The sequence below is a fragment of the Pseudomonas sp. S10E 269 genome, from assembly GCF_002798465.1.
GTDB lineage: Bacteria > Pseudomonadota > Gammaproteobacteria > Pseudomonadales > Pseudomonadaceae > Aquipseudomonas > Aquipseudomonas pergaminensis.
Genome location: NZ_PHIJ01000001.1, coordinates 1,936,645 through 1,949,990, shown reverse-complemented (window position 1 = coordinate 1,949,990; position 13,346 = coordinate 1,936,645). Strand labels below are relative to the sequence as shown.

Below are 13,346 nucleotides of genomic sequence, written 5' to 3'. Positions count from 1 at the left end.
AATTGATACGTGGTAAGGAATGACTTCAGGCCGAGCTATGGAAAAAACATTCAGCATTTCCTGATCCGCGTTCCGCTGCAAAATCTGTTTGCACCCCAAGCAATACAGTCTGCTTTCATATGGCCATCAAGGACAGGCACAATGATTTGATCAACGGACTAAAGACTCCCCCTATGGATTTCCCAGATTTGACGTCGCACAGAACTCACCGAAGCTTCGAGGAGCTTTCAGACGACGCTTTCAACTCCTTTGACCCCGTTTCATTCCAATCCCGAGCAGCCTCATTCGGCAGGTTTGGTTGGGATGAGTTGCTCAAGTCCGACCGTGTGCTAATTGTTTCGGAAGCCGGGGCTGGTAAGACTTACGAATGCCGCGCTGAGCAGCTTACAAAATGGAACGCCGGTGAGGCGGCGTTTTACTTGGATCTGGCTCAACTCTGCCAAAATCAGCTTCGAGAACTATTGCTGGTTGAAGAGGAGCTGCGTTTTGATGCATGGCTAGCCTCTCAATCAGATGTGGCTACCATTTTTCTGGATTCTATCGACGAGTTGAAGCTAACGCTGGGCTCATTCGAAGTGGCGTTGAAACGCCTCAACAAGGCGCTTATGGGGCAACTTGGTCGCGTGCGCATCGTGATCACCACCCGACCAATTCCCATTGATTATCGCCTAGTCCAACAGCTTCTCCCCGTTCCAAAAAAAAGGGAGTCGACCCCTTCCTCAGCAAATTTTGCCGACATTGCGATGAGTACGCATAACAGTGAAGGGAAGGGTAAGGAGACGACTGTGCCGATTTGGAGAAATGTCACATTGCTTCCCCTATCTGATGACCAGATTCGAAGTGTGGCAACTCTCCAAGGCGTAGCCGATGCAGACGAAATGCTTAAGGATATTCGTAGGCGAAACGCTGAAGACTTTGCTCGCCGACCTCAAGATTTGATCGAGCTCTGCGCTGATTGGCGCGACTATCGTCGCATTCGTACCCACCGTGAGCAGGTTGCTCATAATGTTGCGGTCAAACTGAAGCCTCGTATAGACCGCAGAGAAAAGGCCCAGCTACCGAATGAGAAGGCTATCGAGGGTGCTGGTCGTCTCGCCCTTGCTGCGCTGTTAACTCGCAAGCTAACGTTACGACACAGTGCCGAGGCCGATAGGGGCGGTGAACCGGGCACCGCTTTAGACCCCTCAGTGATCTTAATGGATTGGTCGGCCGACGAGCGCGAGACTTTGTTGGAGCGTGCTTTGTTCGGTTTTGCCAGTTATGGCCGTGTTAGGTTCCATCATCGATCAGTTATCGAGTATCTGGCGGCTCAGCGACTGAGATCATTGCTGGACTTTGGCATGTCAGTCAAAGCGGTAAAACGGCTCCTTTTTGTCGAGACGTTGCACGGTCTTAAGGTTGTAAAACCGTCCATGCAGCCAGTTGCTGCGTGGCTCGCCTCATCTCACGAGAGCATATTCTCGGAAGTCCGTGATCGTGAACCAGATGTTCTGCTTGATCATGCGGACCCTGAATCGCTTTCGAGCCAACAGCGTATCGCGGCGTTGGATGCCTATGTCCGGCGCTACGGTCAGGGTGGTTGGCGTGGAAAGCGCGTTCCTCAGATCCAAGTTCACCGCTTCGCCAGCCAGGACCTTGCGCCCGAGGTTCTACGTCTCTGGCATAGCAATGTTGAAAATCCGGAGGTGAGAGAACTCCTACTGAAAGTAATCGCGGCTGTTCCGATGGTTGAAGGGGCCGATATTGCCTTTTCCGTGGTTATGAACCGTGAATCCGAAAGTGGCGAACGAATGGATGCGCTGGAGGTATTGATTAACCTCCGTGATCCCCGATCGGAGGAGGTGATTCAATGTATGCAGAACAGTCCAGATATATGGGATGTCAGTCTGCTAAGAAACGGGATAATTCGGCTGTTTCCTAATCTAATCAGTCCGGAGCAGGTTTGCGTTCTTCTCGCGCGCGCCGGAGAGTCTGCCCAGCGCGAGGATGAGTTTAACTGGTTCTGGCAATCTATCGCTGACGCTGTTCTGACTCCCGATTATCTCGAAAGCTTGCGCAAAAGCTTGACTGAGCTCCTATCAAATGGGCTCGAATGGCGCGTCAAGTGGCCTCATATTGCCTCCCCGAAGAGACATCTAGCCGCTCCCCTTGCCGCCGTATGTCTTCGCCAGTTCACCGAAGGTTGCCGCTCAGAAACGGTAATTCAATCATCCGTCCTGGCCCTGCGCTTCGCTCGGGATGAGTACACCTCTTATAAGCCTGCTACGCATTTACGAGCAGCGTTTGGGAAAGCGTCATCATCAGTGAGAGAGGCTGCATTCTGGGCAGATGACACTTTGATGAAGTTCCTAACCAAGCAGGACGACCCACGACGACGTTTCATGGAGGCCAATTTCTATGGGCCTATAGCCTTGAATGCTGTTCAGGATGCGACATGGGTACTGGATAATCTCTCAGATCTGCAAATGCCGCTCTCTCAACGCAGCCTAATGTTAGAAGTCGCACTACAAAGCGAATGGCGACATCATTTACTCCTTGTTCAGGAGCGCGTCGCAGACTCCCCGACGCTTACGAAAGCTATCAATGATCATCTCAAACCAGCACCGGTGAATCGTGAACTGATTGCCATGGAATTGAGATTTGAACGAGGACGAAGACAAAGTGAGCGTCGTCGAGCCAAAGATCATGAGTCCTGGGTTATGTTTTGGATGGAGGTTGCTAATAATCCCCAAACCGCTTTCAGCCCTGATCGAGCCGGTAGCACGGCTTGGAATTTATGGACCGCGATAAGCCGGTCTGGCGAGGAGAGTCGAGCGTCAGGTTGGAGCCGTAGCTTCATTGAGCGGCATTTCAGCAAAGAAGTTGCTGACCGTTTACGTTCGACAATGACGACGCTATGGCGCAATGACTGCCCCTCGATGCGTAGCGAACGACCTAGAGACGAGAGGGATACTTTTCTAACCCGCTGGCAACTCGGCCTCGCCGGAATTGCAGCGGAGGCCGAGGATCCAAATTGGGCGAAGGCACTTTCCATCGGTGAAGCCAGGCTTGCCTCTCGTTACGCGCTTCTTGAACTGAATGGCTTTCCCTCTTGGTTGGCAAATCTTGCCGAAGCGCAGCCTGTCGCAGTTGATGAGGTTTTGGGGGCGGAGCTTACGTACGAGCTGAATGAAATCGTGCCTAAGCGTCGTCACTCTATGCTGTTGGAAAATATAGCCCATGCCACGCCAGCACTCGCGGGCTTGTTTCAACCCCGACTCAAAGCATGGATGGATGAGAACATCGTCCCCAAGACGCTTGAGAAAAGCGACGAAGTCGCAGAGCTGAAGCGGAGGGTGCTCGACGTCCTTCTGAAGAATGGCGACGAGAAACTACATAAGTACTTCGTCACTGTTGCGGCGAACCAGCTGACGTGCGGTCTTGGTTCGGCAACGGCTCGTATATGGCTTCCAGTAATGATGTGGATGGATCCTGCGGTAGGTGTTGAGCACTTGGAGCAAGGCTTGAACAAGTTAGAACCTGGTCTGCTGGGATCGGGTGTTGACTGGATGGCTCTCCTTTTTGGCGAACCTTACCATGAGATGTATATTGACCTTCGTACCCCTAAATATAGTCCTCGGGTATTGCTTAGGCTTCTGCGCCTTGCCTATAGCCATGTGCGGCCTTTTGAAGATATTACGCATGAGGGGGCCTACTCTCCCAGCAGCCGGGATCACGCTCAGCGTGGACGTGACGCTTTATTGAGCGCTCTTATGGATTCTAAGGGGCCTGAAGCTTGGAACGTGAAGCTCGAAATGGCTGACGATCCTCTATTCGCTCGCATTCGAGACCGCACGTTGTTGATGGCCCGCGAGGGGGCTGCTCGAGAGGCGGACGTAGCTGTGCTATCGGAGGCAGAGGTGGTCGCTCTCATTCGCAATGGCGAAGCCCCTCCGATAACTCGAACGGAGTTGTTTGCGCTCTTAGTCGACCGCCTCGACGATATTGAAGATTTGTTGCTACGTGATGATTCCCCTCGCGCTGCTTGGGCGGGAATTTCCGAAGAAAAAGTAATGCGTCGTGAAATTGCGCGAGAACTACGAAATACAGCTAATCAGGCATATACCGTAGATCAGGAAGGGGTAACAGCGGACGAGAAAGAGACCGACATAAGGCTTCGTGCTACGGCTTCTGATCAACAAGCGGTGATTGAGTTGAAGCTAGGTGATGGACGTACGGGGCGTGATCTACGAGATACGATTAAGTCGCAACTGGTGACTAAATACATGGCTTCAGAGGAGTGTCGCTCTGGTTGTCTGCTAGTGACGGTGGCTCAAGACCGTCAATGGGAACATCCAGATTCCGGTGAGCGCTTAGATGTATTGGGGCTTGAAGCGATGCTTCAAGAAGAAGCATTGAAGATCTCCGACGAGATGCGAATGTCCGTACTTCTTGTTACTCGTGTGCTTGATTTGCGGCCACGTCTTTTATCCGAAAATAGGCGCTCCTCAAAAGTACCGGCCGAGGGGTCAACATGAAAAGACAGAAACCACTAGGTGGGGGGCAGGCAAGCATCATCAACACAATGATGAGCCCGACGATGATGCCTGCGGCGTACGGTAGCGATCCTCGGCAATGGGAACTGCGCCGTCAGGCTTCGGCGGAATTCGGAGGCAACGCTGCATTCAGTCGCTCTATCAGCCAGGAGCAGGATCCCCACATCATCGCGGCGTCCTGGTACTCCATCTCACGATCCGTCAGGTGCACTGCATCGTTTCGAACTTTGGACAGCTGTAGAAAGGTTGTGTAGATCAAAGGGTCGATGACTCGCTCATCGTTCAGCACTCGCATCTTCACTACGGCGCTGGCTTTCGCCGAAAACTCGTAGCCCAGTTCGTTTGCCAACAGGTCTACGGTCGCCTCTACTTCAAGCCATGAATGCAGGATGGCTCCACGTGGCGATACTGCAGCAAGTTGAAGAGCAACAGGCGTCGGAAGGGGAGCTTTTTCATCACCAGGAGGTTCCTGGAGCTTGCCCGTAAGACTCTCCTGGACTGCCTTCAACTCCTCGGTGAGATCGACATGAAGCTCGCCGTATTTGAAGCTACGGATTTTGGGAATGAGCCCTAGGATCGGATCTTTTAGCAGGCAAACGACCGTTACCACCGCGGCTGGCCATGCGAGGGCGGACACTAGCGCCGAAACAAACTGCATCCAATCCATGGGGTTCGCACCTTTGAAGTAGCGCTTATTACGTCGCTTGTTACGTATAGCGCAAAAACAAAAGGCCCGCATTTCTGCGAGCCTTCGTTTTGTATGGTGCCGGCACCAGACGAACGGTATGTTTCGGGGAGGCTAGGTTTTCTGCGGCTCTGGAAGTCGGTGGAAAATTAGGCGTACCCCAACTAGTAACTATAAATAAATCAGCTAGTTATGGCTTTCAGTGGAATCGAATCGGGCCTTTTTTAGGGGGCAGCACGTTGTCGGCCTGCGCGTAGAATATCCAGAGCAGCATCCGACATGGTAAACCTCTAGAGTTTGAACGTTGCCGATTATTCCCCATGGGTCATAGGCAGGAGTCGACCCAGGCTGTGTGAAAACGCCGCCGAGCAGATGTAGCGCTCAAAAGCAGAGCAAATATCTCACTTCTACGCAAAATCTAGATCGTTCCCTCGCCAAATGTTCGCAGATTTTACGTAGAAGCGCGGAGCTAAAATCAGTGCCAGCGTTTTCACACAGCCTGGACCCATAGCTGCCGGTGGCGATAGGCAGAAATCGGCCAAAAGCTGCCTCCTGCATATCCTCCGCTTCAGCAGTGCCTATCGCAGCAGAGCCTATCCAAGATAGTGATCAAGGAGAATCTGTAGCGTCTGATTCCTCAGAGATTCAAGTCGTTAGCCCGTCTCATGACAGCCGTCAGCGGCGATAAAAAGCGGGTCACTTAGTCACGATGACACCTAGATTACAATTTGGAATATTCACCTCTGGCGGGATGTAACCGCCAGAGAAGAGTAGAGAATGATCTTTGTCTCCGATCCCTAAACCCCAGGCAAGAAGTTCCAAACCTTTCACGCTCGGAACGAAGCCCACTCCAGCGTCTCGAATGTCCGGCATAAAAGTCTTCATATGATTAACATCACCATATTCAAAGTTCTCTAAAAGTCCATATTGATAGAGCCCGAACAGGGTATGCGAGAAGATCCTACTAATATCTTCCAGTTCTTTTGCAGAGAATTCCATGGCTGTTGTAAACGTAACCATTGGCATGAAAGCTCTTATTTTCGCTCGTGTCGCAGAATCTGAAATATCATCACCACCCTTATAGTGCTCGATAAATGCTTTGTATAAAATGTAGTGAGCTCTAATTTGATATGTTGAAAGGCTGTCCAATAATTTGGCGACGCTAGCCCCTCGATCATCGCGCCCTGTATCAGATTTGGACGAGGCCAATATCCCGCCGAAGTACTCTATGCTTAAGTCGTCTTCGTTAAAGGATGCGTCCCCTAAAATCGTATTGAGCAATTTTGGGGGTATCTGCCCTTTTTGATTAGCCTTTTCTCCAAGCTTTTTCTCACCCCTCTTGAAGATCTTTCCTATATTCTCAACTCTGCTTTTCGTTATCTCCTTAAGAGTATCTCCTAAATAAGACGCAGTTGGGCCTAAGAGTTTCTCTAGCCCGTCCTTACCAATGTAAGCTGCAATCGCTCCACCACCGATTAACGAAATAGGATCTGGCATTTTCGCACCATGAATGAGACCAATGTACGCCCAGTCACATAGTCTTGTCCGGGCGCTGATGCGACATCATCATCCCTGCGAGCATCGTCCGCAATACGAAGTTTACTCAGGGCCATAAGCTCCGGCTTGAGCGTCCGCTTTTGGCTGATTTCTGCCTGTCGCGAAGGGCTGAAAACGACCCAAAGCAGCCGGTGAAGACCGGCTGCAATCAGGACGGGTGTTTTTCTTTAGGCATGACTTCGTCCTTGCCTCTATAGCGACTGACTTTGCAGGGGAGGAGTTACTGCTGTTCGGGAAAAATCAGATGGAAGGCGTCAGGAAAAATGAATTGGTGAATTAGGGCTCAGTGGCTCGCCTCGCCAGTTGCGTTATACCTCCCCCCGAGTTGACTGGCGAGGTGAGCCTTACCGCCGCGGCCTCCTCCTTGTAGCAGAACCAGGCGAGGGCAATCATGGCCAAATCCAGAGCGGATGAGGAAACACCGTTTCAGACGACATGCGATAGGAGTGAAACCCGGCCAGTGAGCCGGGTTTTTTGTTATCGCCATTCGTCTATTGCCGGGCACTTACAGCGTTTCCATACCTCTCATGTTCAAGCACGGACATTTACATAGCTTGTGAGAAATAAAACTCGCTACAAGCGTGATGACTGATACCGCGTTCCATGGCCTATTGATTCTAAAGCCTTTTTCACGGGCAAGCGCCTTAAGCTCGTATGATGCGTAGCTCAGCAGGCAATTCGAGCGTAGTGAAAATCGATCCGTTGCGGCTGTTTGTTAAACTCCTTTCGTGATGCTTGGTATTTCACCTTTATAGTACTCCGCGATCAGATCCTTTCTTGACGCAGGAAGAGTAATGAAGGGCTTATCTTTGAGCGCACCAGGTGGGGCAAACAAGACTGCCGCTCCGTACCCTTTCATTTCAGCCCACTCTAGCTGAATAAGAAAAGCTCTGAAGACATATTGAGGCATGCCTCTAACACACCAACGGTCACTATCTAATTGAGCCTCTATAAAAGCTCGCTGCGCATGCTCTTTAGAGTAGAATAAAAGCATTTCAGGTCTTTTCGTTGTGGGGTGGGGATAAGCAAAAAAACTACCAGAAACTGATCCATCTCGTTTTTCCATAATGGTCCAGAATGGCTCGCCAATAGTTGTTTCATCTGGCAATGCAACAGTTTTAAGGCGTGCCGCTAGCAACTCATTTAACTTTGGAAGATCATCAACAGACAATAAAAGTACGTCATTATCCTCTGCAATTTCTTTGGCAAGCTTTTGGTAGCCAAGTCTAGAGATCATCACCTTTTGTATATTTCCAGCATTCGTTAACTTGCCGAAAAATTTTGCAACTTGGCCGTTATCAACTGGGCGCCCATGATCTTTGCATTCAATTGCGACCTTATGAGTGATTCCGGCCTTTTCAAATTGATAATACACATCAACTTGGTGCGATCGACCAAACTTATCGACAATTTGTACATCCTGTCCCACAATTATTCCTTCGTCCTTCATATTTAGAAGGGCCGAATAAACTTGCTGAACATGTTTCTCTAATTCTATTCCACTATTCATCGTTTACCCTGATGTTTAACGATTAAGCTAATCTTCTCTGATCATTCCGGTCGTTCTTATGGAGCGTCCTAACAAATTCAACGATCCGGTGATGGCCAAATGATAGCTTGCCAAGTCCATTTTGACACCATCGGTTGTGGGAAGAGTGAGCAGGCCCGGGGTAAGTTAGGCAGGTCCGAGCGTCAGGAATGAGGCGAAAGGAGTCTGCAACGATAGGCTGCTTTTGGCCGGTTGTTGACCTTCACCTAGAGGTTGAATTGCCAGGATTTTCCTAAGCGAAGAGTGAGCAAATGCACGGTCAGTAGATAGTAATAGCGCGTCGATTCAGCGTGCTGGTTCACGTGACGGTTTAGAAACCATGCGAGATGCTTTCGCTGCCAGGTCCATGGATTATCTTTGTGCCAGCGATTAGAGATCTCCGCTTGAATGGTCTTTGCTTGGCGTAGGTGACGTTCGCGTGTGGCATGCGACCCGGTGAGAACACCCGCCAGGAACAGCTCCATATCGAATGTTTTGCTCATGCTCGACCACCGATATAAGCCGATACCACGTCGATACGACCATGCCCCAGCTCGTAGCTGATTTGTGTGCGGGCCTGCTGATCGAGGTGCCGGTCGAGCTGATAGCAGCGGCCACCGTTGATGGGCGCGGGATGGTGAGTGATTTGCTCATAGCGTTTGCACGCATAGGCCGCCCGCAATTCGTGGAAACCTTTAAGGTTGTGCCGATGGAGGATGTGTCGGGCGGGGCGGACGATTCCCCGTTGGAAATCGAGGTAGCTTTCGTTCGGCGCAAGCAGGTTGCGGCTATCGTCAGGCGAGACCCGTTCGGCAAACTTCAGTGCGTCACGAATATGATCATCTACCGTAATCCAGCGAGGTGCTGACGCGCCGGAGCGCCCCCCTTTGGTGCCCTCCTGGATATTGATCTTGCCGAATTGTTCGGCTTCATGTTTTAGACGCGGAAGGTCAGCCAAAATGGTTTCACGCAAGCGCATGCCGGTGGCTCGCGCTAACTGAGCGATGGCCGCGGCGCGCGGCATTTGGTGTTCGCAGAGCATGTCGACGATCCGCTTCACGTGTTCGCGATCTTGGCCTTGCGGCACGGAGCGACGAACGCTGGTGCGCTGCATCCCCAGCGCCTTGCTCGGACTCGGCACCTTCACATACGGATCACCGCGAAGCGCGGCCATGGTTCTGTTCACACTGGACAACCGATTTTGCGCGGTGGCGATGCAGATAGCGCCTTGTTCAACCTGCTGACGTAGATGTCCTGCGTAATCCAGTAAGGTCTGTCGATCAATCTGTCGCGAATCGTTAAAGCCCGGCCCATCATCCGAACGACACCAGCGCACGAAAGCCTGCCAGCGATCACTGTGCGCCTTGACCGTGCCGTAGTGTCCGCCGCCGAACATGTCTTTCAATGCCAGTGGCCCGGCATAACTCAGTTGCCGACCCCATCCAAAATTGCGCCCATCCCGTCTACCTACCAATGCCATGATCAAACTCCTCTCAAAGCCAAAACTCTTGAAGTTTTCCCCACGTCATCCCGCCATGGATGTTGAGTGCTATCAGGGATCAAGGCCCCTGCGACCTGTGAGGGTTGTCCACTAACGCGGGACTGGCGGCTCTTTACGACCGGGAGCTTGGGCATCTCATGATCTGGCCTCCTGAGCACTTCCGAGGAAGTGGGCGGGTAGAGGCTGCACTGGCTGACGAGACCAGCGCCGCGAGATCCTGAGCCAGGTGAAGGCAGTGATGTGATGACCGGGGCATGCCTGACTGTCAGTCAGGTGCAGTCCATTCCTTGGGCTGCGGCACCATCATTCGCATCGCTGTTGCGGGTGACTTCGGTGTTTGTCACGCCGATTGTCGCGAGGAGAGTTGCGGCAAAGCCATGTACGACGTGGGCTGCAGCAGTGGTAGGAGCGCCCGTCTCTTTCCGGGAGAAAGAGACGGGCGCAGGTTGGCGCAAGGAAATGGCCAGCGGATAGGTTGCTGCAGGGCAGCTATGAAAGGGGGAAGTTGCCGCAGTGGGCACACTGGTAAAAGTAGGCATCCATCACATCGCTGTGACCGTGCGAGCCGCCGGACGCTAATCGCACTTTGGGAGAACCACCACGGTGTGGCGTAGCCTTAAAGGTTCTGGCTACCTGGGTTGCTGTCAACGACAGCGCTTTGCCCGATCTTTTCTACGCCTGTGGATAATTCGGGTCAAGGCTCGAATTTTTGGGAGTTCTGCGGCTGTGGATGAAATTATCCACCGGTGGAAATCTGTGGTTTTCCACAGACAGTTGCGTGGGCTTTAGATTTTTTAAGTGAGGTCCATCCAAGCAGGGCGGCTTTGCAGCCCTGTTTGGATGGACCCGCGTGGACAAGCGGATCACTGAGATATGAGACCGAGCGCTTACTCGGTTGCGCCACGTTTTGCTTTTAGGCGAGTAACGTTCGCTCCGGTCTGGTTCGCGAATTCATGCGGAGTGACGTGCTCCTGCCGGTTGGCCTCCAGATACCGGCTCCACCAGTTCATGATCAGCCTACGCTCCTCGATGAACTCAGCCTTGTGAATGTAAGCGGCGCGGACGTTGTTGCGTTCCTTGTGGCTCATCTGTCTTTCAATGGCGGTCTCGGACCACAGTCCAGATTCAATCAGCGCACTACAGGCCATTGAGCGAAAGCCATGGCCGCAGATTTCAGTTTTGGTGTCGTAGCCCATCTTTCTGAGTGCGCTGTTCACCGTGTTTTCAGACATGGGTTTCCAGGGCTTGGCATCGCCTGCAAACACCAGGTCGAATTTGCCGGTGAGGGCGTGGATCTGTTCAAGCAGGGCCACGGCTTGCGCCGATAAGGGTACAAGGTGGATGTCCCCGGCCATCTTCGTCCCCCTTGTTGAAAAGGGTACTCCGTCCAACGCTGGACGAGTGTCAGGTATCTCCCAGGTGCCGCGCTTGAGGTCGAACTCGCTCCAACGGGCGAAGCGCAGTTCGCTGGAGCGGACGAACACATGCAGCGAGAGCATGACCGTCAGCCGGGTAAGTGCGCGGCCTCGGTAGGTGTCGATACGCTCCTGCAATTCAGGCAGACGCGATAAGGGTAAAGCAGGGCGGTGAATCACCCTCGGGGCTTTGATCAAACCTTCAAGGTCGTAGGCGGGGTTTGCGGTGATCTGCCGAGAACGCTTCGCCTCGCGCATGATGCTCTGCAGGTAGTTTTTACCCTTAAAGCGACGTCAATCGTGCCGCGCTTCTGGATCGCTTCCAGAGGTTGCATCAGGTCATGGGTATCCAGATCGACAATGGAGCGAGCGCCGATCAGTGGGAAGACATGGGTTTTGAGGCGGCTCAGAACCGTCTTTGCATGACCCGGTGCCCATTTGGCAGATATCGCTTTGTGCCATTCCAGTGCAGCGCTTTCAAAGGTTCGGCCTTTGATTGCGGCCTGCGTCTTGGATTGGTGTTTGGTCTCTATGGGATCGATGCCTTTCACCAGCATCCGCTTGACCTCTAGGCGCTTGTTGCGCGCATCGGCGAGACCGACCACGGGGTAGTTGCCGAACGAAGTCAGTCCTTCGCGTCCATCAGGTTTTACATACCTGAGACGCCAGCCTTTACGGCCATTGGGTCGGATTAAAAGATAGAGGCCGTCGCCGTCGAAAAGCTTGTAGGCGCGGTCGGAGGGCTTGGCTGAGCGGCAAGCCGAATCGGAGAGTGGAGCAGTGGTGCGCGACATAAGGGTACTCCCCCTTTATCGAATTACCTTACCCCTAACATTACCCCTAAAACGGCTGGAATCCACCAGATTTTGACGTAACCCGACAGAACCCCAAAACGAAAAAACCCGCCAGAAGGCGGGTTTTTCGGGGGTTCCAGAGATTTTGAAAGCCTTCTCTGGAACCTTGTATGGTGCCGGCACCAGGAGTCGAACCCGGGACCTACTGATTACAAGTCAGTTGCTCTACCAACTGAGCTATACCGGCGTGTTAGGGCGACGATTATAGCGATTGGCAAGGTTCTGTAAACCCCTGAATTCTGACTATTTTTGCAGAACCCGCGCTTTTTTCACGCTCGCCCCTTTTTTCGGCTAGCAAGTGTAGGATTCTTCCCTTGTCGCTGAAGGGCCTACCCCTGCGCAATTTTATCCAAACCAAAGGAAGCCCCACGTGAAACGGACTCTCTCTCTGTCCCTCATCCTTCTCACCGTCGCACTCGGCGCGTGTTCCTCCAATAAGCCAGCCAACGATCCCGCGCTGGTGGGCACCTGGAAGGGCCTGCGCACCGAGACCGGTAAGTGCCAGTTCCTATCGTGGACCAATAACCTCAAGCCCGACGGTCGCTTTGTGATCACCTTCTACCGCGATGCGCAGCAGACCCAGGTGATTCAGACCGAGCAGGGTTCGTGGTCGGCGGCCAATGGCAAGAATGAATTGCGCACCGACGGCGTGCGTTCGCCGGATGTGTACACCTATAAGCTGCTGGATGCAGACACGGTGCATTACGTGAGCGTGGCATCGGACCCGACCAGCGATTGCCAGGATGATTACGCGTTCACCGAGCGACGCGTGCGCTAATCCGTCAAACGCCGTTCCAAAACCGGGCGCTCGGGCGCCCGGTTGGCGCAATCCTCAACTGCCTTCCGCGCAGTTGTCCGCAAACTTCTTGTAGTCCAGTACCTGTTTTTGCCCATGGGAATCCAGGTAGGTCATCCGCGCGTTGACGATCCCGCATGAATTTCCCGTGTCTTCGACGGTGGCCAGCACACGCTGGATATCCGGCTTGGGCTGCGCGTCGGCGTGGGCATTAACGGCAAGTGCCAGCAGGCTGACGGCGATCAAGGTGTTCCAGTTCATGGTGAGTATCCTCCGGGTTCAACAAGTGGGTGTGGGCTAATTGAGCACCCTGGAAGTATCCGTTCTGTGTCGTGCGGCGCGGGTTTTGCTTCGTTGTGTAGCGAGGCGGTGACTGCATACACAGCGATACACGGGCCGTGGCTTTGCGGGGAATTTTGAATCGACCACTCAGCGGTAATTACCTTGAAAGCAGATACGGTTTACGTATTCTGTC

The 13,346-nt window shown here is 52.8% G+C and carries 8 protein-coding genes, 1 tRNA gene and 1 pseudogene; 2 read left to right on the top strand and 8 right to left on the bottom strand.

Annotated elements, in window-relative coordinates:
* Window positions 1–173: 173 nt before the first annotated feature.
* The gene (locus tag CWC48_RS09030; RefSeq protein ID WP_100491718.1) at window positions 174–4,517 is read left to right on the top strand and encodes a hypothetical protein; all 4,344 of its coding nucleotides are present in this window, start codon (window positions 174–176) and stop codon (window positions 4,515–4,517) included.
* A gap of 112 nt (window positions 4,518–4,629) precedes the next feature.
* Here the strand turns inward: CWC48_RS09030 and CWC48_RS09025 are convergent, their stop codons facing one another.
* The 7 genes and pseudogenes from CWC48_RS09025 to CWC48_RS08990 all read right to left on the bottom strand — a co-directional run bounded on the left by CWC48_RS09025 (window position 4,630) and on the right by CWC48_RS08990 (window position 12,262).
* Window positions 4,630–5,202 carry a hypothetical protein gene (locus CWC48_RS09025; RefSeq protein WP_100491717.1) on the bottom strand — a complete coding sequence of 191 codons (573 nt, stop codon included), beginning with the start codon at window positions 5,200–5,202 and terminating at the stop codon, window positions 4,630–4,632.
* 714 nt (window positions 5,203–5,916) lie between these two features.
* Window positions 5,917–6,717, bottom strand: a complete 801-nt coding sequence (locus CWC48_RS09020) for a hypothetical protein (RefSeq protein WP_100491716.1) — start codon at window positions 6,715–6,717, stop codon at window positions 5,917–5,919.
* Window positions 6,718–7,492: 775 nt separating this feature from the next.
* Window positions 7,493–8,287, bottom strand: a complete 795-nt coding sequence (locus tag CWC48_RS09015) for a restriction endonuclease (RefSeq protein ID WP_100491715.1) — start codon at window positions 8,285–8,287, stop codon at window positions 7,493–7,495.
* 245 nt (window positions 8,288–8,532) lie between these two features.
* The gene (locus CWC48_RS09010) at window positions 8,533–8,808 is read right to left on the bottom strand and encodes a hypothetical protein (protein ID WP_100491714.1); all 276 of its coding nucleotides are present in this window, start codon (window positions 8,806–8,808) and stop codon (window positions 8,533–8,535) included.
* Window positions 8,805–9,785: an integrase domain-containing protein gene (locus tag CWC48_RS09005; RefSeq protein ID WP_100491713.1), complete on the bottom strand. Its 981-nt coding sequence runs from the start codon at window positions 9,783–9,785 to the stop codon at window positions 8,805–8,807. Before CWC48_RS09005 ends, CWC48_RS09010 begins: the two co-directional genes overlap by 4 nt.
* A 908-nt stretch (window positions 9,786–10,693) precedes the next feature.
* A pseudogene (locus CWC48_RS08995) lies at window positions 10,694–12,015 on the bottom strand (tyrosine-type recombinase/integrase).
* Window positions 12,016–12,186: 171 nt separating this feature from the next.
* Window positions 12,187–12,262, bottom strand: a tRNA-Thr gene (locus CWC48_RS08990).
* A 183-nt stretch (window positions 12,263–12,445) separates the two neighbouring features.
* On the opposite strand from CWC48_RS08990, the gene CWC48_RS08985 reads away from it, so the two are divergent.
* Window positions 12,446–12,853 carry a hypothetical protein gene (locus CWC48_RS08985; RefSeq protein WP_099491358.1) on the top strand — a complete coding sequence of 136 codons (408 nt, stop codon included), beginning with the start codon at window positions 12,446–12,448 and terminating at the stop codon, window positions 12,851–12,853.
* A gap of 54 nt (window positions 12,854–12,907) precedes the next feature.
* On the opposite strand, the gene CWC48_RS08980 is transcribed toward CWC48_RS08985, so the two are convergent.
* Complete coding sequence (locus CWC48_RS08980) at window positions 12,908–13,132, bottom strand: DUF2790 domain-containing protein (RefSeq protein ID WP_100491712.1); 225 nt, start codon at window positions 13,130–13,132, stop codon at window positions 12,908–12,910.
* Window positions 13,133–13,346 lie beyond the last annotated feature (214 nt).